General features: G+C 66.0%; 17 protein-coding genes. 6 read left to right on the top strand and 11 right to left on the bottom strand.

The window, feature by feature from the left end; genetic code table 11:
• Positions 1-31: 31 nt before the first annotated feature.
• Positions 32-982, top strand: a complete 951-nt coding sequence (locus IEX24_RS01320) for an ROK family protein (protein ID WP_188672474.1) — start codon at positions 32-34, stop codon at positions 980-982.
• A gap of 125 nt (positions 983-1,107) precedes the next feature.
• On the opposite strand, the gene IEX24_RS01315 is transcribed toward IEX24_RS01320, so the two are convergent.
• The 4 genes from IEX24_RS01315 to IEX24_RS01300 form a co-directional block, all read right to left on the bottom strand.
• Positions 1,108-1,476 (bottom strand): SHOCT domain-containing protein, encoded by a 369-nt coding sequence (locus IEX24_RS01315; RefSeq protein ID WP_229715031.1) that lies wholly within the window; start codon positions 1,474-1,476, stop codon positions 1,108-1,110.
• A gap of 25 nt (positions 1,477-1,501) precedes the next feature.
• Complete coding sequence (locus IEX24_RS01310; RefSeq protein ID WP_188672469.1) at positions 1,502-1,927, bottom strand: DUF6325 family protein; 426 nt, start codon at positions 1,925-1,927, stop codon at positions 1,502-1,504.
• 92 nt (positions 1,928-2,019) lie between these two features.
• Positions 2,020-2,688 (bottom strand): GAP family protein, encoded by a 669-nt coding sequence (locus IEX24_RS01305; protein ID WP_188672466.1) that lies wholly within the window; start codon positions 2,686-2,688, stop codon positions 2,020-2,022.
• 12 nt (positions 2,689-2,700) lie between these two features.
• Entirely contained in the window at positions 2,701-4,551 is a 1,851-nt protein-coding gene (locus tag IEX24_RS01300) for a SulP family inorganic anion transporter (protein WP_188674358.1), read from the bottom strand.
• A gap of 267 nt (positions 4,552-4,818) precedes the next feature.
• On the opposite strand from IEX24_RS01300, the gene IEX24_RS01295 reads away from it, so the two are divergent.
• Both IEX24_RS01295 and IEX24_RS01290 read left to right on the top strand, forming a co-directional pair.
• The gene (locus IEX24_RS01295; protein ID WP_188672463.1) at positions 4,819-5,994 is read left to right on the top strand and encodes a formylglycine-generating enzyme family protein; all 1,176 of its coding nucleotides are present in this window, start codon (positions 4,819-4,821) and stop codon (positions 5,992-5,994) included.
• Between the two features lie 204 nt (positions 5,995-6,198).
• Positions 6,199-6,597 carry an SHOCT domain-containing protein gene (locus IEX24_RS01290; protein WP_188672460.1) on the top strand — a complete coding sequence of 133 codons (399 nt, stop codon included), beginning with the start codon at positions 6,199-6,201 and terminating at the stop codon, positions 6,595-6,597.
• 132 nt (positions 6,598-6,729) lie between these two features.
• Here IEX24_RS01290 and IEX24_RS01285 read toward each other — a convergent pair whose 3' ends face one another.
• Together IEX24_RS01285 and IEX24_RS01280 are read right to left on the bottom strand one after the other, a co-directional pair.
• A complete protein-coding gene (locus IEX24_RS01285) occupies positions 6,730-9,084 on the bottom strand; it encodes an arylsulfatase (RefSeq protein WP_188672456.1) in 2,355 nt (784 codons plus the stop codon).
• A 71-nt stretch (positions 9,085-9,155) separates the two neighbouring features.
• On the bottom strand, positions 9,156-10,166 hold the full coding sequence (locus IEX24_RS01280) for an NAD-dependent epimerase/dehydratase family protein (RefSeq protein WP_188672453.1): 1,011 nt from the start codon (positions 10,164-10,166) through the stop codon (positions 9,156-9,158).
• Positions 10,167-10,436: 270 nt separating this feature from the next.
• Here IEX24_RS01280 and IEX24_RS01275 point away from each other — a divergent pair, with 270 nt between their 5' ends.
• A complete protein-coding gene (locus tag IEX24_RS01275; RefSeq protein ID WP_188672450.1) occupies positions 10,437-10,709 on the top strand; it encodes a hypothetical protein in 273 nt (90 codons plus the stop codon).
• Between the two features lie 189 nt (positions 10,710-10,898).
• Positions 10,899-12,221 carry an arginine deiminase gene (locus IEX24_RS01270; RefSeq protein WP_188672447.1) on the top strand — a complete coding sequence of 441 codons (1,323 nt, stop codon included), beginning with the start codon at positions 10,899-10,901 and terminating at the stop codon, positions 12,219-12,221.
• Positions 12,222-12,328: 107 nt separating this feature from the next.
• Here the strand turns inward: IEX24_RS01270 and IEX24_RS01265 are convergent, their stop codons facing one another.
• The gene (locus IEX24_RS01265; protein WP_188674176.1) at positions 12,329-13,483 is read right to left on the bottom strand and encodes a cystathionine gamma-synthase; all 1,155 of its coding nucleotides are present in this window, start codon (positions 13,481-13,483) and stop codon (positions 12,329-12,331) included.
• A 14-nt stretch (positions 13,484-13,497) separates the two neighbouring features.
• The gene (locus IEX24_RS01260) at positions 13,498-14,862 is read right to left on the bottom strand and encodes a cystathionine beta-synthase (protein WP_188672443.1); all 1,365 of its coding nucleotides are present in this window, start codon (positions 14,860-14,862) and stop codon (positions 13,498-13,500) included.
• A 53-nt stretch (positions 14,863-14,915) separates the two neighbouring features.
• Between IEX24_RS01260 and IEX24_RS01255 the strand changes: the two genes are divergently transcribed.
• A complete protein-coding gene (locus IEX24_RS01255) occupies positions 14,916-15,659 on the top strand; it encodes a cysteine hydrolase family protein (RefSeq protein WP_188672441.1) in 744 nt (247 codons plus the stop codon).
• 224 nt (positions 15,660-15,883) lie between these two features.
• Here the strand turns inward: IEX24_RS01255 and IEX24_RS01250 are convergent, their stop codons facing one another.
• Genes IEX24_RS01250 through IEX24_RS01240 form a run of 3 tightly spaced genes read right to left on the bottom strand, consistent with a single transcriptional unit; the run spans position 15,884 to position 19,807 of the window.
• Entirely contained in the window at positions 15,884-17,818 is a 1,935-nt protein-coding gene (locus IEX24_RS01250) for an ABC transporter ATP-binding protein (RefSeq protein ID WP_188672436.1), read from the bottom strand.
• Between the two features lie 31 nt (positions 17,819-17,849).
• The gene (locus IEX24_RS01245; RefSeq protein ID WP_188672433.1) at positions 17,850-18,839 is read right to left on the bottom strand and encodes a carbohydrate ABC transporter permease; all 990 of its coding nucleotides are present in this window, start codon (positions 18,837-18,839) and stop codon (positions 17,850-17,852) included.
• Entirely contained in the window at positions 18,836-19,807 is a 972-nt protein-coding gene (locus IEX24_RS01240; protein ID WP_188672430.1) for a carbohydrate ABC transporter permease, read from the bottom strand. The genes IEX24_RS01245 and IEX24_RS01240 overlap by 4 nt, the downstream gene beginning before the upstream one ends.
• Position 19,808: the final 1 nt, after the last annotated feature.

The raw sequence follows: 19,808 nt of genomic DNA, 5'->3' as shown, positions 1-19,808 counted from the left end.
ACCACCTCGACGAAAGCCTGAGAGCCCCTCGATGCCCCACGACCTGCCCGTTCACGTCATGGACATCGGCGGCAGCCACATCACGGCCGCTCTCACCCTCGGCGGCACGGTGCTCGCGCGGGCGCACCGCGACATCGACCCGCACGGGTCGGTCGACGAGATCGTGGGCGGCTGGGCGGCGGCGTGCCTCGAGCTCGCTGGTGCTGGCGCTGGCGCCGCCAGTGGCGGTGCCGCCGAAGCTGCCGGTGCAAGCCCACCGACGAGCATAGCCGGCGCATCGTGGGGCATCGCGATGCCCGATCCGTTCGACTTCGAGCGGGGCGTTGGCACCTTCGACAACGTGGGCAAGTTCGAGCAGCTCGCGAACGTCGACCTGCGCGGCGAACTGGCGAGACGCCTCGACACCGCGCCCGATCGCATCCGCTTCGTTCATGATGCCGGAGCATACGGAATCGGCGAATGGGTCTACGGCGAGGCCGTCGGCTTCGACCGCGCCGTCTGCATCACGCTTGGCACCGGCGTCGGCTCATCGTTTCTCGACCACGGCGTGCCCGTAAAAACCCGCGGCGATGTGCCAACCAACGGTACCGCTCACCTGCTCAGCATCGACGGCAGGCCGCTCGAAGAGACCGTCTCGACGCGTGCACTCATCGCCGGGTATGAGCGGATGACCGGCGAAACCATCACCGTCAAAACCATCGCTGAGCGCAGTCGCGCCGGCGATCAGCGTGCCACAGACCTGCTCGACTCCACGTACTTCGCCCTCGGCAGCGCTCTGGCACCCTGGATCGACGCCTTCGACGCCGCCGTACTCGTGGCGGGTGGCTCCATCTCGCGTTCGTGGAACATTCTCGAGCCCCCCTTTCGCGCGGGCATCGCGGCCGCCTACCCGGAGCGCGCGGCAGCCATCTCGTTGCGCGCCTCGCACCTGCTCGACGACGCGCCCCTGCTCGGCGCCGCGTATTGGCTCACGCACCCCTGACCCACGCAAGCTCCTCGCGCACTGAAGAACTTACGGAGCAGAGCGAAGGTGCGACCGTATAGGCCTCGTTTCGCTCTGCTCCGTCCGTTCTCACCTTGTGCGGTGGTCGAGCGCAGCGCGGCGGCTCAGATGCCGAGCAGCTTGCCCTTCGCGGCCGAGAACTCCTCGTCAGAGAGGATGCCCTGCGAGTGCAACCCGGCGAGCTTCTGCAACTGCGCGATGACGTCGTCTTCGCCACCAGCCACAGGGGCAGCAGGCGCGGCCGGGGCTGCGGCAGCTGCGGGCGTCTGAGCGGCGACCGCAGCTGCGGCGGCGGCATCGATCTGCGCCTGCTGCTGCTGAGCCTCGTACTGCTGCTGTTCGGCCTGGCCTTCTTGTTTCTCTTCGCTGCGGCGGCGCATTCCGCCCGAGACCGCGGTGGCAGTTCCCGCGACGACGGCTGTGCGAGCGGCGAGGCCGATGAGGCCGGGGCGGCCCATTCTTCTCATCATCATGATGTGACTCCTTGGTTTCGGTTGACTAGTCGGTGACTTCGGCGAGCGCCGCGTTCACGATGGGTGCCGGGATGCGCTCAGAGGCCAGAACGACACCGTTCGACTGAGCGAGTTTCGACGCGAGGTGCTTGGCCCACACCAGCTCGACGACCACCAGGGCCGCCGACGTTCCGGGCGGAATCGCCTCGGCGAACTCTGCAATGTCTTCATCGGCCGCGAGACCGGTTGCTTCGAGCTCGACGCCACCGAAGCCGTATTCGTCTGAGACGTCTTCGATCTCGATGGTGCTGACCTCGCCCAGCTCATTGCGCGAGACGAAGGTCAGGTCGAGCAGACGAACCAAGCCGCCCTCGATGAGGTCGCCGATCGCCTCGACCACAGCGGGCCCGGGGCGATCGCCCTCGAACCCGATGAGAAGCATCTCGACGGGGCCGTATTCGAAATCTGCCATTGTGTACTCCTAGTTTTCCGGTGGTGCGGTTTCGATCGTGCAGTTTCGTACTGAGTGAGTTGAGCGTTTGCGCAGGGCGCGAGAATGTGCGGTCAGAAGTTCTCCAGACCCTTCCCGATGACGACGACCCCGATGACGAGCAGCAGAATGCTCATCACCGTTGCGTTGTTGTGCACCAGCCAGGTGCGCAGCGCCTGAAGTGGCGCGGCCATGCGCGACGACGCCGCGAGGTACCCGATCACCGGAATCGCGACCGTCGACGCCGCAATCACCACGAAGATCACGATGGTGAGGGTCGCCTCGCCCGCCGTGACTCCTGCTGCGCCGATGGCCACGCCGGCAGCCACACCCATCAGCAGGTTTTTGGGGTTCAGCGCCGAAAGCAGAAAGCCCAGCCCGAGAGCTTTGCCGGCTGTCATGGTGTCGATGGCGGTCATCCACTTCGGCAATGCCGGCTCGGCATCGCCCTTGGGCCGTGAGCGCCACTGGCGAGCCGCCAAGAACAGCAGCGCAGCCCCCAGCACGAGCTTGATGACGCCGGCGGTGGGCTTCGACCCGTCTGAGCTGGCCGGAATCAGCGACGACAGCAACGTGAAAACGACGACTGCCACGATGATGCCGAGCACCCAGCCGAGCAGAAACCCGAGACTCGTGCCGCGCGCCTTGGGCGAGAGCAGCATCAGAATGGCTGCGATGATGGGAATCGGGCTGATGGCGATGCCCAGCGCAAGGGGCAGAATGCTGCCGATTGCTGAACCCATGTCGGTCTCCTGTTAGTTCTCTGCCGAAACACCGGCGGGCGCGGCGGGCCCTGCGGTCGCCAGGTCGGCTATCGCCGCCCGGTTCGTTGGGTACACCGTAACGCCTTCGAGCAAACCGTAGTGATCGAGTTTCGCCTCGAGGTCGGGGCGAAGGCGACTGTAGGCGAGCGTGACGTTCTGGGTGACGAGCCAGGCGCGGGTGTTGGTGAAGCTCTCGGCCCCCGTGACATCAAGATCGGTGACCGCTTCGAGGTCGAGCACGAGGTGTTCGACGGGCGCTGCTGCGGGCGCAGTCGAAGCGATGCCTGCGCCGCCGTTGGTGCCGCCGCTTGTGCGGCCGTTGGTGCCGGTCTTGGTGCCGTCGTTCGTGCCGCTGCCTACTGCTCCGGATGCCGCACCACCGCCAGGCGCCGACACCGCCTTGTGTACCGCCGACTCGAACACGCTCGCGTTCGCGAAGAACAGCGGCGCCGCGAACCGCAGCACCACGAGCCCCGGAGCCGTCATCGCGCCGCCGCCCGCACCGCCGCCCGCAGCGCCACCAGCGCCCGAAGAACGGGCCGCACGGGCAGCGCTCGTGTCGAGCACCGACGTACCCGTTCCCTCGTTGGCACTCAGCACATCGATGGCCGGGTTCGCCGCGCGGCGAGCCAGGTTGATCAGCGAGAGCACGAAGGCGATGACGATGCCCGCGATCGGCCCGAGCAACAGCGCGCCCAAAAAGCACACGGCCCCGATGATGAACTCGAACTTCTGCTGCCGCCAGAGCACCCTGAACTCGGCGATGCCGAGGAGGGGAATGATGGCCACCGCGACGATTGCGCCGATGGCGGGCGACGGAATGTGTTCGAGCAGCGCGGTGCCGAAGATGACGAGCAGCAGCGTGCCCACCGCCGTGACGATGGAGGGGAGCTGGGTGCGGCTGCCGGCCTGATCCATGGCCGCTGTGCGTGAGGTCGACGAGCCCACGGTGAAGCCGCCCGAGACCCCAGCTGCGACGTTGGCCGCGCCGAACGCGAGCAGGTCGCGGTTGGGGCTGGTGGGGTAGCCGTGTTTCTCGCCGTAGCTGCGCGCCACGAGCAGCCCCTCGGCCATGGTCACGAGCACCAACGCGATGGCCGACGGAACAAGCTGCAGCCAGGTGATCCAGTCGAGAATGGGCCAGGTGAAGCTCGGCGGGCCGGCGTCGACCTTGCCGAGCACTTTCACGCCGGCGTCTTCGAGCCCTGCCAGCACGGTGACGATGGTGGAGACGATGAGCACGATGAGCGCCCACGGCACCGCCCGTGCCACACGGCGGCCCACAACGAGAACCGCGATCGACGCCACCGAGATGAGCACCGCCCAGCCGTTGGTGGTCGAGAGCCCCGTGATGAGGTCGCCCAGCTTCTCGACGAATTCGCCGCCGCTGTTGATCGAGACGCCGAGCATCTTCGCCACCTGGCTCACCAGAATGTCGAGCGCCAGGCCGCCGACGAAACCGATGAGGATGGGTTTCGAGAGAAAGTTCGCCAAGAATCCGAGCTTGAAGATAGAACAAAGAGCGAACAGAACACCGGCGATGATGGCCTGCGCGAACGCCATGGTGAGGTAGCTCTGACTGCCGGCTACGGCGAGCCCGCCGAGGGAGGAGGCGACGAGGGCGGCGGCAGCGGCATCCGGAGACGCCACCAACTGACGAGACGACACCAGCAGCGCATAGACGATGGCCGGCACGATGAGGGCGTAGAGCCCAGCCGTGGCCGGCAGGCCGGCGATCTGGGCGTAGCCGATGTTCAGCGGCACGGCGATGGCGAGCAGGGTGACTCCGGCTAGGGCTTCGCGGCCCGTGTTTCGCAGCGTCAACCCGGGTAGAACCCGCACACGACCCTCCTCTGCGCTCTGGCGATACGCCTGCTCCGCGTAAAACGAGCGTAGCGTCACGGGCCCGCGCCGCGAACCCAAATCAGCAAAGCTCTCTTCTTGACCTTGTCGGTCGCACGCCGTCGACGCCCCGGATGCCCGACTCGACCACCCTCGACACGGCCTCAGCGCTCGTTGCCGCCAGCAACGCCTCCCTCTTCTGGTGAAGCGTAGGAGACCAGCCGTCTGGCGTGGTCGGGGGCGTGCGGGTGGTGGCAGAATTGTGCGATGGAAGCTTCGCTGGAGACGACCACGGGTGACGCTGGTGCGGCGCCGAGCCGAATGGTTGCGGTTCCTGGTGGGCGATACCTGATGGGGTCTGATGCGTTCTATCCCGAAGAGGGCCCCATGCACGAAGTGGATGTTGCGGGGTTCGAGCTCGACGAGCATCCGGTGACCGTGGCGCAGTTTTGCGCATTCGTCGAGGCGACGGGGTACGTCACCGTGGCCGAGCGGCCGCTCGACCCGGCCGATTTTCCGGGCGCAGACCCTGCCGATCTCGTGCCGGGCGGGCTGGTGTTCGTGCCCGCGTCGGGGCCCGTTCCGCTCGACAATTGGCGGCAATGGTGGGCGTGGGGGCCAAACGCCTCCTGGCGCGAGCCGTTTGGCGACGGTGCCAGGCCGGCGGGGTGGGCGGATGCTCTCGACGAGCATCCGGTCACGCAAGTGAGCTTCGAAGACGCGCAGGCCTATGCGGCCTGGGCCGGCAAGCGGCTGCCCAGCGAAGAGGAATGGGAGTATGCGGCGCGCGGGGGCGCCACCGAGCAGACCATCTACGCATGGGGCGACGAGGTGCGCCCGGGCGGACAGGTGATGGCGAACAGCTGGCAGGGGCGGTTTCCGTACCTCAACACCGGGGCCGAGGGCTGGCGCGGAACGGCGCCCGTGGGCTCGTTCGCGCCCAACGGTTACGGTCTCGTCGACATGATCGGCAACGTGTGGGAGTGGACGTCGAGCTACTTCACCGCGCGCCACGAGCCGGTGGCGGCGGCGGCCGGCACGGTCGGTACGACCGGCGCGACCGGGGCGGAGCCAGCTGCGCCCGCGAGCGCCGACGAAGCGTGTGACTGCGGCTGCGGGTGTAGCCCGAGTGATGCCGGGCGGGATTTGGCGGCGCCGACTACCGCATCAGCTGTGGGCCGCGCAGACCGGACACGCGCCTCGGCGGCCGACGCGGAACGCGAAGTGCGGCTGCGGGCGGCGAGCGACGCGGAACGCGAAGCGCTGCAGCGGGCGGCGAGCGCCGAACCGGGGTCGCGGATGCCCAGGCGAGCACTCAAGGGCGGGTCGCACCTGTGCGCTCCGGAGTACTGCCTGCGGTACCGGCCGGCCGCGCGCTCGCCTCAGGCCGACGACACCGCCACCACACACATCGGCTTTCGCTGCGCTCGCTCCCTCGCCTGACTCGCCGCTCCTCTCTACCACTCGGAACGATTGCCGCGCTCCCCGCATCGCGCGGCACGCCGAGCGCACCGCGCGGGCTCAGGTGTGGAGCGCGTTCGCGATACCAGCCATACTGAGAACGTCGCACTGTGCGGCACCGCGGCACTTTCGTCGCCTCAGCAGCATCCGCGTCTCACCCGGGGCGCAACGTAAAAGGGGTACACCATGGATTTTTTCAGCAACGTCTGGAACGTCATCGGCATTTTCTTCTGGAGCTTCGTCTTCATCGCCTACCTGATGATGTTGTTCTCGATCATCGGTGACCTCTTTCGTGATCACTCCCTGAACGGCTGGTACAAAGCCATCTGGGTGATCTTCTTGATCTTCGTGCCGTTCCTCACGGCGCTGGTCTACCTGATCGCTCGCGGCCGCGGCATGGCCGAGCGTTCGCAGGCCGCCGCAAAGCAGGCCCAGTCGGCACAGAACAACTACATTCGCGAGGTCGCCGGCCAGACCCCCACCGACGAGATCCACAAGGCGAAGGCCCTGCTCGACTCGGGTGCCATAACCCAGACCGAGTACGACGCCCTCAAGGCAAAGGCGCTCACCAAAACCACCGCATAACCCGCGCACGCGCGAAAGGGTCCTCCGTCATCTCCGGATGCTCGGCGGGCCCTTTTCGCGTGAACACGCAAACCGTTTGACGCAGAAGCACGCTATGACGCCCCATAGCGTGCTTCTGCGTCAAATCGGGGGCTACTGGTGGCGCATGGCCGCCGCGAGCCACTCCTCGGGGTCGATCAGGTGGGAGTGGTCGTCGAGGCCGAGGTGAATTTCGGCCCAATCGATTTTCGCCGTGAACTCGCCCTTCGGCACCGTGTATCCCTCGTAGGCGGGCATGCCCGTGTCGATTCCCACGTCGAGTCCTTCGTCGAACGAGAAGTACATCGGGTGGGTGCGTTCCACGTGCGCCGTCGCTACGGATGTGCCGTCGATGAACACCGTCACGTCACCGCCGCGGCCGATACCACCGCCGTCGTAGGCGAATTCCGCGCGAACTTGGTGGGTTCCGGCATCCACTTTCTGCTCAGAGAGGGCCGTGCTTCGCAGCAGCCCGCAGAAGTTGTAGTGAAAACCGATGCGCCCGGCGTCGGCGAAGAACGACCAGCCGCCCGTGCGGCCGCCCTGCGCCACGATGGCGCCGTCGAGACTGCCGTCGTCGGGTACCGTGATCTCGGCTGTCACCGACCATGACCGGTTCTTCACGTTGATGGCCACGTTCTCGTTGAGCCGCGTCATTCCCTCGAACAGGCGCAGAGTATCGCCCTTGACGATGGTGGGCCGGCCCGCGAACTCGGGGTTCATGCGCTGGGCGGCACGATCGTCGAGCGGAATCACGTTGTACCGGGTCGCCTCGATCAAGAACAGCTGCTGCAACTCGGCGAGTTTCGCCGGGTTCGAAGCTGCGAGGTTGTTCGACTGCGTCCAGTCGACCGTGGTGTCGTAGAGCTCCCACACGTCGTCGCTGAAGTCGGGTGCGGCGCTCACCACATCCCACGGGGTGCGGTGACGGGTTTGCGCGGTCCAGCCGCGGTGGTAGATACCGCGGTTGCCCATGATCTCGAAGTATTGCGTGTTGTGCCGCTCGGCCGCCGCAGCGTCGTTGAACGTGTAGGCCATCGACACCCCGTGCATCGGAATCTGCGTGACCCCGTTCACCGTGTGCGGCTGCGCCAGGCCCGCCAGCTCCAGGATGGTCGGGGCCACGTCGATCACGTGATGCCACTGATTGCGCACTTCACCCTTGGCAGTGATCGTGGCCGGCCAGTGCACGATGGTGCCGTTGCGCGTTCCGCCGTAGTGGCTCGCCACCTGCTTGGTCCACTGGTACGGAGTGCACATCGCGTGCGCCCAGCCCACGGCGTAGTGGTTGTAGGCCTCCGGCCCGCCGATCTTGTCGAGATTCTCTTGCCAGAACTCGGTGGTCTCATACTCGGCCCCGCCATTGGCAGCGGTCGACAGCATGAACGCCCCCTCGAGGCCGCCCTCGGCCGACGCCCCGTTGTCACCGATGATGTACATGATCAACGTGTCGTCGAGCATCCCGAGCTTCTCGACAGCGTCGACCACGCGGCCGGTGTGGAAGTCGGCGTATTCGAGAAAGGCGCCGTAGACCTCCATCTGGTGCGCCAGAATCGGCTTGCGCTCTGCGGGCACTTCATCCCAGCTCGGGATGCCCTGCGAACGTTCGGTGAGAACCGAGTCAGCACCGATCACCCCGAGGGCCACTTGGCGCGCGAAGGTCTCGTCTCGCAGGGCATCCCAGCCCTGGTCGTACTTGCCTTTGTGCTTGGCGATCCACTCTTTCGGCACGTGGTGCGGGGCGTGCGTGGCGCCCGGAGCGAAGTAGATGAAGAACGGCTTGTCAGGCGTGAGCGCCTTCTGCTGGTTGATGTAGTCGATCGCTTTGTCAGCCAGGTCGGGCATCAGGTGGTAGTCGGGATCGTCGGGCGGTTCGATCATCGACACACCGTCGATCAGCGCGGGAGTCCACTGGTTCGTCTCGCCGCCAATGAACCCGTAGAACTTCTCGAACCCGCTGAACGCGGGCCAGTGGTCGAACGGCCCGGTCGGGCCCGACTCCCACACGGGCACCTCGTGGCACTTGCCGAACTGGGCCGTGTTGTAGCCCGACTGCCGCAAGATCTCGGGCAGCGGCACACACGAGTTCGGCCGGGTCGAGCGGTAGCCAGGAGACGGCGTGGCGGTCTCGGTGATCTGCCCCATGCCCACCTGGTGGTGGTTGCGGCCCGAGAGCATCGCGGCGCGCGTCGGCGAGCAGATCGCCGTGGTGTGAAAGCGGCTGTAACGGAGGCCATCGTTCGCGAGACGTTCGGCGGTCGGCATCGGCACTGGCCCGCCGAAGGCACTGGATGCCCCGAACCCCACATCGTCGAGCATGATCAGCAGCACGTTGGGAGCTTGCTTCGGCGGGCGCTTCATCTCGATCGGGGGCAGTTTCTCCTCCGTCTTCTTCGCGTCCATCACCATTTCGCCGGTGAAAACCTGGTCTGGAATGGGAAGAACACTCCCGGGCAGAACGTCAGCCATCGATACCTCTCTTGTTTGTTCCATAGTGCACTGTGCGGGGCCGGTCTCGCTGCGCCTCCGCACAGAATCGATCAACTCAGAAGGCTCAACAGCTCTGCTTCGTCGAAATCTGACAGGCCCGCGTGCCGCTTGTAGCGCCGGTGCCCGTATTCGGGTCGCGCGCGCTCCCAGGCCAGCGTGTCGGCGAGGGTCTCCTCGAGCGGGCGGTGCCGCAAGCCTGCGGCGCGCGCGGCCGCGCTGTCTCGCGAACTGAACCCGGCGTATTCGGGTACCGGCAGCCAGAGCGGCAGTGACCGTTCACCGGCCCATGGCTCGATGTCTTGCGCCATCAGCCAGTGCGGCCGGGCCTTCACCACGGGCCCCGTATGACCGGCGACATGCCGGGCCACGTCGAGGTGCTCAGGCAACGGGATGCTCTCGCCGGTCGTGTTGAACGTGCCATGCACCTTGTTCTCCGCTGCATCGACCAGCCAGTTGGCGAGGTCACGTACGTCGATGACCTGCGTCAGCAGCTCGGGAACGTCAGGCACGAGCACCCGCCCGTCAGAAACGGCGGGCCGCGAGAAACGCAGGGGCCAGTACCCCGTGCGGTCGAAGGTGTCACCGGGGCCGCCGATTAAGCCAGAACGGGCGACGAGCATCCGGTCACCCCCGAACGTGTCGCGAACCGCGTTCTCGCAGGCTACCTTGGCTTCGCCGTAAGTCTCCATCGACTCCATCACGTCGCCGGTGAGCGGGTCGAGCACGGGCGCGTTCTCGTTCTGATGCGGCACCGACGTGTCGGCATAGACGTTGCCCGACGAAACGAAGATGTAGGTCTGGCTGCGCTCGTGCAGTGCGGCGGTGGCCTGCCGCACCTGGCCCGGCTGGCGCGAGACGTCGAGCACCGCATCCCAGTCTTGGGTGCGCACGACTTCGTAGGCGTCGGGGCGGCTGCGGTCGGCGCGCACCACCACGGCGCCCGGGGGCACCGAACCCGACTCGCCCCGCGCGAGTGCGGCGACGAAGTGCCCACGCTTCAGAGCGGTCACCACCACCTGCTGACCGAGCCACGCTGTTCCGCCGAGCACGAGGAGCCGCATGCGTTTCAGTCAACACGCCACGGCTCGCCAGGGCAAGACCGGATGCCCGTTCGGCTCGCCCGGGCCAGGTAGCGTCTTGGCACGGCACGGCACGGTCTTGGCGCGGCAGCGTCTTGGCACGGCGCGGTCTTGGCGCGGCAGCGTCTTGGCACGGCGGCACCGTCTTGGCACGGCACCCGCCGGGGTTGCCACCCGCCCAAGACGCGCCTAGCGTTGAGACACCTCCGCCACCACACCGCGGTGACTGCAACAGCCTCAGAAGGGTTCACCATGACCGACATTCCAGGAATTCTGGCCAGCGAATTCGACGACGACGCTCGCTCGGTGCCCGGGCAGGAGGCGTTCACGAACCGCAAGAACGCCACCGAAGAGGGCCAAACCGCCGAAGCCATCGCCAACTCTGAGCACGACGATGCCCGCCCCATCTTCTACAAAGAAGACCCCGTCGACTTCACCGACACTGCCGAAGAGGCCCGCGAGGCCGCCGTGGCGGCCGACGGCTCCTCCGCCGACGAATCGACGTACGGCGCCGCTGACCTCTGAATATATTGCCTGGCCGCCGCCCCTGCGGCCAGGCGTGCGCGCTCGGCGCGCGCCGCACCACCCACGCACTGGGAACGGCCCCTGCGGCCAGGCCTGCCCGCCGCGTCGCGCCGCTGACGCCCGCGTCACCCGATGACCCCGCGGGGAGGCGGTGGGCGGGCTAGAGTGTCGCCAACGGGAAGGGCGCGCATGAGCGAACTGGTTTCGGCGACATACGGGGTTCATTCTGAGGTCGGGCAGCTGCGAAAAGTGCTCGTCTGCGCGCCGGGGCTCGCGCACCGCCGACTCACGCCGACCAACGCCGATGCCCTGCTCTTCGACGACGTGATGTGGGTCGAGAACGCTCAGCACGACCACGCCGCCTTCGTCGCCAGCCTGCGCTCGAACGGCGTCGACGTGGTCGAATTGCACGACCTGCTCGCCGAGACCATGGCCATTCCTGCCGCCAAAGACTGGCTGCTCAGCCGCAAGATCGTGCCGAACGAAGTGGGCCTCGGCCTCGTCGACGACACCCTCGCCTTTCTCGACTCCTTAGAGCCGCGGATGCTCGCCGACTACCTCATCGGAGGCCTCGCCACCTCTGACCTCCCCGACGAGTATCGCAACCCTTACCTCTCGCTGGCCCGCGAGACCACCGGGGTGGGTGAGTACCTCATGCCTCCGTTGCCCAACACCCTCTACACTCGCGACACCACCTGCTGGCTCTACGGCGGCGTGACGCTCAACCCGCTGTACTGGGGCGCCCGCAAAGCAGAAACCCTGCTGATGAAGGCCATCTATCTGCACCACCCCGACTACGTCGGATCAACCGTCTGGTGGGGCGACCCCGAACAGCAGTGGGGCCAGTCGAGCCTCGAGGGCGGCGACATCATGCCCGTCGGCAACGGCGTGGTGCTGATGGGCATGAGCGAGCGCACCTCGCGGCAAGCGATCACGCAAGTGGCAGCCGCGCTCTTCGAGTCGGGTGCCGCCGAGCAGATCGTCGTCGCCGGCATGCCCAAACTCCGCGCCGCCATGCACCTCGACACGGTCTTCACCTTCGCCGACCGCGACATCGTCACCCTGTACCCGCGCATCGTCGACGAGGTGCACACCTTCACGCTGCGCCCCGCAACCGCACTGCGCTCACGCGGTTCTGGGCCGCAGAGTTTGGCGCGGTCATCCACTTCGCCTCGCCCGGGCGCCAGCGCAGGCACCCTTGACGTCACCGACGAGGGGTCGACACCCTTCACCGATGTTGTGGCCCGCGCCCTCGGCCTGCCAGCGCTGAACGTCATCGCCACCGGCGGCGACGCCTACGCCTCCGAGCGCCAGCAGTGGGATAGCGGCAACAACGCGGTGGCCCTCCGCCCCGGCGTGGTCTACACCTACGATCGCAACACGCAGACGAACGACCTACTCACCCGCGCCGGCGTGGAGGTCATTCCCATCGTCGGCGCAGAGCTCGGTCGCGGACGCGGCGGGGGCCACTGCATGACGTGCCCGATCATCCGCGACCCCGTCGCCTTCTGACCGCGCAGACCGAGGTACTTTCGTCGGAGCTGAGCGAACACGTCGACAATACGTGCTCAGCTTCGCTCTGCTCCGACGAAACTCCCATGCGCGAACATCGGCGCGGGTCAGCTCACGGCGGCAAGCGCCTCGTCGAGGTCAGCGAGCAGGTCGTTGACGTTCTCGATGCCCACCGAGAGGCGAATGAGGTTCTCTGGCACCTCGAGCGCCGTGCCGCGCACCGAGGCGTGCGTCATTTCGCTGGGGTAACCGATGAGCGACTCGACGCCGCCGAGCGACTCGGCCAGCGAGAAGAGCTTCGTCGACTCGGCGAAGCGACGCGCAGCCGATGGCCCGCCCACCAGCTGCACCGAGAGCATTCCGCCGAAACCCGACATCTGGCGCGCGGCCAGCTCGTGCCCGGGGTGGGCCTCGAGGCCGGGATAGTAGATGCGCTCGAGGGCCGGATGCCCGACCAGATGCTCGGCGATGGCTTGCGCATTGGCGCTGTGCCTATCCATTCGCACGGCCAGAGTCTTGATGCCGCGAACGGTGAGCCACGCATCCATCGGGCCCGACACCGCACCTGCGGCGAACTGCTGGTAGCCGACCTTCTCGTTGAGTTCGCCGTCGTTCAGCACCAGAGCGCCACCGAGCACGTCGGAGTGGCCGCCCAGGTATTTCGTGGTTGAGTGCACCACGACGTCGGCGCCGAGCGCCAGTGGCTGCTGCAGGTACGGCGACGCGAACGTGTTGTCGACCACCACGATCGCCCCCGCCGCGTGCCCGATCTCGGCGAGCGCCGCAACATCGCTGATCTTCATCAACGGGTTGCTGGGCGTCTCGAGCCAGAGAATCTTCGTCGTGCCCGGGATGACCGCCGCACGAACAGCGTCAAGATCCATCATCTCGACCGTGTCGTTCAGGATGCCCGACTTCTTGTGAATCGTATTGATCAGCCGGTGGGTTCCGCCGTACACATCGTTGCCGAGCACCACGTGATCGCCGGGCTCGAGCGCCGCGCGCAGCAGCGCGTCTTCGGCCGCGAGCCCTGACGCGAACGAGTACCCGTGCGCACCGCCCTCAAGCGCCGCGAGCAGCGTTTCGAGTGAGCTACGCGTGGGGTTGCCGCCGCGGGCGTACTCGTAGCCGCCGCGAAACCCGCCGATGCCGTCTTGCACGAACGTCGAGGTCTGGTAGATGGGCGGAATGATCGCGCCCGTCGTCGGGTCGAACTCCTGCCCGGCGTGAATGGCGGTGGTCTCGAAGTGCTGTTCAGACATGGTTTCCGTTTCGGTCATTCGCTCAAAAAGCTCAGCAGGTCTTGCCGCGTGACAACCGACACGGGTTTGCCGTCATCGGTCACGAGCAGCGCCTGTGCGGTGGTCAGCGCGGCCCGCGCGGCCGACACCGACTCGTTGATGCCGATCAGCGGCAGCGCCTCGCTCGCGAACGCACCCACCTTGTCAGGCATCTGCGCCGCCCCGCTGAACACCTGCTCGAGCAGAGTCTGCTCGTTGATCGACCCGACCACCTCGCCGATCACTACGGGTGGTTCGGCGCTCAGCATCGGCAGCTGCGACACCCCGTATTTCGTCATGATCTCGATGGCGTCGTGCACCGTGTCAGTCGGATGCGCGTGCACCAGGTCGGGTAGCGAACCGTTCTTCAGCCCGAGCAGATCGCGCACCGTACTCTCGCTCGACTCCGCGGTGAAGCCGTACGATCGCATCCACTTCTCGTTGAAGATCTTGCCGAGGTAACCGCGCCCGCCGTCGGGCAGCAGCACCACCACGACTGCATCAGATGGCAGATCTGCCGCGACCTTGAGCGCCACCGAAACTGCGAGCCCACTCGACCCGCCCACGAGCAGACCTTCTTCGCGCGCAAGCCGGCGCGTGAGTTCGAACGACTCGGCGTCGCTCGACGCGATGACCCGGTCGACCACGCTCGGGTCGTACGCACTCGGCCAGAAGTCTTCGCCCACACCCTCGACGAGGTAAGGCCGCCCGGTTCCCCCGGAATACACCGACCCCTCGGGGTCGGCCCCGATGACCTGCACCCGGGCATCCGACACCTCTTTCAGATACCGGCCGACACCGCTGATGGTGCCGCCCGTGCCCACGCCCGCCACGAAGTGCGTGACCTGGCCGTCGGTGTCGCGCCAGATCTCGGGCCCGGTGGTCTCGTAGTGGCTGAGCGGCCCGTTCGGGTTGGCGTACTGATTGGGCTTGAACGCACCCGGAATCTCGCGCGCCAGCCGGTCAGACACCGAATAATACGAGTCGGGATGCTCGGGGGCCACCGCCGTCGGAGTCACCACTATCTCGGCACCGTACGCCGTCAAAACGTTGCGTTTATCTTCACCCACCTTGTCGGGCAGCACGAACACGCACCGGTAGCCGCGCTGCTGCGCCACCAGCGCCAGCCCGACCCCCGTGTTACCCGAGGTGGGTTCGACGATGGTGCCGCCCGGCTTCAACAGCCCGTCGCGCTCGGCGGCGTCGATGATGCGCGTGGCGATGCGGTCTTTCGACGACCCACCAGGGTTCAGGTATTCGATTTTCGCCAGAACCGTGGCACCGACGCCCTTCGTCACGCTATTGAGGCGAACGAGCGGGGTGTTGCCGATCAGGTCGAGAACTGTTTCTGCGTACTTCACCCATTCACTGTAGTTGACGGCCGCGCGCTGATTCGTGGTGTTACGTTGGTGCTGTGCAGAGAGCTTTGATCGTCATAGATGTGCAGAACGAGTATGTCGACGGGAAGCTGCCCATCGGGTATCCGTCGCTTCATGTCAGCATTCCGAACATCATGATGGCCATGGACGCCGCTACCGATGCCGGTGTGCCGATCGTGGTAGTGCAGCATGTCGCCCCCGAGTCGTCGCCGATCTTCGCGAAGGGCAGCCAGGGCGGGGCCTTGCACGAGTCGATTGCCGGGCATCCACGCGCCCTGCTTGTAGAGAAGACCGAAGATTCGGCGCTCGACGGCACCGAGTTGGCGGCCTGGCTCGCGTCGAACAACATCGACACGCTCACGCTGACGGGCTACATGACGCAGAACTGCGTCGAGGCGACGGCTCGGGATGCCACGCAGCGCGGCCTCACAGCCGAAGTGCTCAGTGACGCCACCGGCACCCTCGACGTCAGCAACACGGCTGGAGCCCTCTCGGCCCGAGCCTTGCACGAGAGCGTTCTCGTCGTACTGCAGTCGGGATTCGCTGCCGTGGCCACCACCGAGGCCTGGCTCGACGCCGTTCGCGCCACCGCAGCCTTGCCCACCTCTGACATCTTCGCCAGCACCGAGCCCGCGCGGCACCTCACCGCTCGCGAGAAGCTCGAACGTTTCGGCGCGGCGGCCCGTGAAAAGGGCGAAGAAGCAGAATCGAGCGTCGAAGCAACTGAGATCGAAGCCGCCGGCCCCGGCGAAACCCTCGGCACGCGCCTCGGCTTCTGAACCTCGGTGAGCCCGTTACGGCGTTTTGAGGCCGGTATAACGGCCTCAAAACGGCGTAACGGTCTCACAAAATGGCCGGGGATAGGCTCGGCGGGGCAGCGGCGTCGGGCGGGGTCACGCGGCGTCCCGTAGGCGGGGCCGCGCGGCGTCGGGCGGTCGCCGCGAAGCGAAGGGCGCGCAGCGGCGGGCGCGCAGCGGCGGGCGCGGCGGCACAGCCGCCGCGCTCAGGCGGTCGCCGCCACCTGCTCCGAGTACAGGTCGGAGTAGGCCCCGCCCGCCGCCAGGAGCTCGGCGTGGGTTCCGCGCTCTACGATCTGGCCCTCGTCGATGACGAAGATCACGTCGGCGGCCACCACGGTCGAGAGCCGGTGTGCGATCGCGATGGTCGTGCGCCCGCGGGCCGCGGTGTCGAGCGCCTGCTGCACGATGCGCTCTGAGATGGAGTCGAGCGCACTGGTCGCTTCGTCGAGAATCAGCACCGCGGGGTCTTTCAGCAGCACCCGCGCAATGGCGATGCGCTGCTTCTCGCCGCCCGAAAGGCGGTATCCGCGCTCCCCCACGATGGTGTCGTAGCCGTCGTCGAAGCTCATAATGCGGTCGTGGATGTTCGCCTGCTTCGACGCCGCTTCGAGTTCGTTCTGCGTGGCATCCGGCTTCGCGTATCTCAGGTTCTCGGCGATGGAGGCGTGAAAGAGGTACGTTTCCTGGCTCACGATGCCGAGGTGCGCCACGAGAGACTCCTGCTTCAGGTCGCGCACGTCGATGCCGCCGAAGAGCACGCGCCCACCCGTCGCCTCGTAGAACCGGGGTATGAGGTACGAAATCGTGGTCTTACCCGCTCCGGATGCTCCGACGAACGCCGCAAACTGTCCGGGCTCGATCTCGAACGAGACGCCGTCGAGGGTCGGGCGCGTGGTCGGCGAAGCGTCGGCATAGCGAAACGTGACGTCGTCGAACGCGACCCGGCCCGCGGCATCCGGATCGAAGGCGGCCGCCGCAGACGACATGCTCGTGGGCACCTCGACGGCACCGGTACGGTCGGCGATCGACGGCTTCAGGTCGAGGTACTCGAAGATGCGAGCGAACAGCGCGCCCGAGGTCTGCAGGTCGAGCGCCACCCGCATCAGGCCGAGCAACGGGAAGAGCAACCGCGCCTGCACAGTGGTGAAGGCCACGATCGTTCCGGCTGTAATGTCGACGGCCCCGTTGTTGAGCAGAAACCCGGCCACCAGATACACGATCGCCGGGATGCTCGACAAGAAAATGCTGACCATGGCGAAGAACCACTGCCCGCTCATCTGCTGGCTCACCTGCAATCGCACCTGGTTCGCGTTCTCGTCGGCGTACCGCGCGATTTCGGTGTTCTGCCGATTGAAACTCTTCGAGAGCAGAATGCCTGACACGCTGAGGGTCTCTTGCGTGATCGCGGTCATATCTGACAGCGACTCCTGCGTCTTCGTGGCGATACGCGCTCGTACCTGACCCACCCGCCGCTGGGCGATCACCAGAATCGGCATCAGCACGATGGCCACCACCGTGAGCTGCCAGTTCAGCAGCAGCATGGCGACGAACGCCGCGATGACCGTGACGGTGTTGCCCAGCACGCTCGAGATCGTGTTGGTCAGCACCGAGGCGACCCCACCGACATCGTTCTGCAGCCGCGACTGAATGACCCCGGTCTTCGTCTTGGTGAAAAAGCTCAGCTCCATCGCCTGCAGGTGGCTGAACAGCCGCACCCGCAGCGCGCCCATCACCTTGTTGCCGACGGTCGCGGTGAGGTAGGTCTGCCACACCCCGAGCAGCGTCGAAATGACGTAGAGCGCAATCATCGCGCCGACGATCGCACCGAGCGCGCCCACGTTGGGCTTACCGCCCGGCGGAAACAGCCCCACGTCAAAAGCCCGCGCGGTGAGCAGCGGCGGAATCACCGAAAGCGCCGCTGCCACCAGCACCAGAATGATGGTCAGGATGATCGGCATGCGGTACGGCTGAAACAACTCCGCAATTCGCCTGAGCAGATGCTCGACTTTGGGCGCCGCAGCGTTGGCGGCCCGCTGCGCCTTGACGTCGCCGCCGCTCACGCGGCCGCCGCCACCGCCACCGCCACCGCCGCCGCCAGCGCCAGCGCCACCGCGCCCGCCTCTACCTACACCGCTCATCCACTCAGATTACGCGCGAAACACCCTGCCCCTACCCCTTGGTCGACCCCGCGAGCAGCCCACGAACGAAGTATCGCTGCAAGCTGAAAAACACGATCAACGGCACCACGATCGACACGAACGCCGCCGCCGTCAAGCGCTGCCAGTCTTGGCCTCTGCTGCCGGTGAGTTCAGCGAGCCTCTGGGTGAGGGGCGCGACATCCGGTGACCCGCCAGAGAACACCAGTGCCACCAGCAGATCGTTCCAGACCCACAAAAACTGGAAGATGGCGAACGACGCGAGCGCCGGCATCGCGAGCGGAATGATGATGCGCAAGAAGATCTGCCCGTGCGACGCCCCGTCTACTCGAGCCGCCTCAATCACCTCGCCCGGCACCTGCGAAATGAAGTTGTAGAGCAAGAAGATCGCGAGCGGCAGAGCGAACGCGGTGTGCGCGAACCAGAGCTGGGCGTACGTTCCCGAGGGCGTGGGTGGGATGATCAGCGCGTTGCCGATGGTGATGCCTCGCGAGAAGAACGAAAGCAACGGAATCAGCGCCATCTGCAGCGGCACGATCTGCAGCGCGAAGACGAGCACGAAAACGATGTCGCGCCCTTTCCAGTTCATCCACGCGAACGCATAGGCCGCCATCGAGGCCAGCACCAGCGGAAACACGGTGGCCGGAATGCTGATGGCCACCGAGTTCACGAAGTACTGGCCGAGCTGCGGCGCCGTTGCCGACGACGAGAAGAGCACGTCGCGGTAATTGTCGAGGGTCAAGCCGGGGTTACTGAAAATGGTCCACCAGCCGGTGGTTTTGATCAGTATCGACGGCCTGAACGACGAGAGCAGCAACCCGAAGGTCGGAATGGTCCAGAGCACCGCGATCAGCAGTGCGGCAACCGTCGCCCACTTCGATGTGAGGTTGCGCCTGACCCTTCCGGCCTTCGTGGTGGCCTCGACATACTCTTCTTCAAGCGACGGAGCCCGACCGGCAGTAGAACTGCCCGGAATCGGAAGCTCGACCGGTGCGACGCTCATCGAATCTCCCTCTGCTTACGCAACACTCTGACGTTGTAAATGACCACGGGCAGCACCAGCACGAACAGAATGAGCGCCAGGGCCGAGCCGCGCCCTGGCTCACCGGCGCGAAACGCCTGGGTATACATCTCATTCGCCAGCACGCTGGTATCGAAGTTGCCCGCGGTCATGGTGCGCACAATGTCGAAAACCTTCAGGGTGGCAATCGAAATGGTGGTCACCACCACAACAAGCGAGCCCTGGATGCCCGGAATAGTCACATTCGTAAACCGCTGCCACGCGTTCGTGCCATCGAGTTGCGCGGCCTCCACAATCTCGGTCGGCACGCCCTTAATGGCTGCCGACAAGACCACCATCGCGAATCCGGTCTGTATCCACACCATCACCACAATCAAGAAGATGGTGTTCGCCGGTACAGCCTGCAACCACTGCACAGGCTGACCGCCGAGCCACACCACCACCTGATTGAGCAGACCGATCTGGTTCGCACTGCTCGGGCGGTATTCGTACACGAACTTCCAGATGATGCTGGCGCCCACGAACGAAATGGCCATCGGCATGAACACCAGCGCTTTGAAATACTTCTCGCCGCGCGACTTGTCGATGAACACCGCGTACGCCAGCCCGATTGCCGTTGAGGCCAACGGCGTCAGAATCACCCAGATGACAGTGTTTCGAAGGCTCACCAACGAGTCGGGCTGGGTAAATGCCCACACGAAGTTGTCTAGCCCGATGAAGTTGCCCTTGGCATCGTAGAGCGACTGAATCGCCGTGCGGATGGCCGGATACACCAGCCCGATGATCAAAAGGATGAACGCCGGGGCGACGAACCCGACCAGCTGAAAGAAGTCTTTTCGCTTCTTCGGAGCCCGGTCGATGATGAACAGGAGGAGACCGATGACAGCCGCAAAGGCCGCCAGAGCGATCACCACCTGTTCGATCTTGTTGAGCAGATCTGCGGTGGTCACA

The organism is Subtercola lobariae (assembly GCF_014640255.1).
GTDB lineage: Bacteria > Actinomycetota > Actinomycetes > Actinomycetales > Microbacteriaceae > Subtercola > Subtercola lobariae.
The sequence above is the reverse complement of the archived record's forward strand: the minus strand, read 5'-3'. Positions and strand labels throughout refer to the sequence as shown.

Excerpts from the sequence above, each read along its gene's own strand:
- IEX24_RS01320 (WP_188672474.1), top strand. The coding sequence starts at position 32 with ATGCCCCACGACCTGCCCGTTCACGTCATGGACATCGGCGGCAGCCAC.
- IEX24_RS01315 (WP_229715031.1), bottom strand. The coding sequence starts at position 1,476 with ATGATGATGAGAAGAATGGGCCGCCCCGGCCTCATCGGCCTCGCCGCT.
- IEX24_RS01310 (WP_188672469.1), bottom strand. The coding sequence starts at position 1,927 with ATGGCAGATTTCGAATACGGCCCCGTCGAGATGCTTCTCATCGGGTTC.
- IEX24_RS01305 (WP_188672466.1), bottom strand. The coding sequence starts at position 2,688 with ATGGGTTCAGCAATCGGCAGCATTCTGCCCCTTGCGCTGGGCATCGCC.
- IEX24_RS01295 (WP_188672463.1), top strand. The coding sequence starts at position 4,819 with ATGGAAGCTTCGCTGGAGACGACCACGGGTGACGCTGGTGCGGCGCCG.
- IEX24_RS01290 (WP_188672460.1), top strand. The coding sequence starts at position 6,199 with ATGGATTTTTTCAGCAACGTCTGGAACGTCATCGGCATTTTCTTCTGG.
- IEX24_RS01285 (WP_188672456.1), bottom strand. The coding sequence starts at position 9,084 with ATGGCTGACGTTCTGCCCGGGAGTGTTCTTCCCATTCCAGACCAGGTT.
- IEX24_RS01280 (WP_188672453.1), bottom strand. The coding sequence starts at position 10,166 with ATGCGGCTCCTCGTGCTCGGCGGAACAGCGTGGCTCGGTCAGCAGGTG.
- IEX24_RS01275 (WP_188672450.1), top strand. The coding sequence starts at position 10,437 with ATGACCGACATTCCAGGAATTCTGGCCAGCGAATTCGACGACGACGCT.
- IEX24_RS01270 (WP_188672447.1), top strand. The coding sequence starts at position 10,899 with ATGAGCGAACTGGTTTCGGCGACATACGGGGTTCATTCTGAGGTCGGG.
- IEX24_RS01265 (WP_188674176.1), bottom strand. The coding sequence starts at position 13,483 with ATGTCTGAACAGCACTTCGAGACCACCGCCATTCACGCCGGGCAGGAG.
- IEX24_RS01250 (WP_188672436.1), bottom strand. The coding sequence starts at position 17,818 with ATGAGCGGTGTAGGTAGAGGCGGGCGCGGTGGCGCTGGCGCTGGCGGC.
- IEX24_RS01245 (WP_188672433.1), bottom strand. The coding sequence starts at position 18,839 with ATGAGCGTCGCACCGGTCGAGCTTCCGATTCCGGGCAGTTCTACTGCC.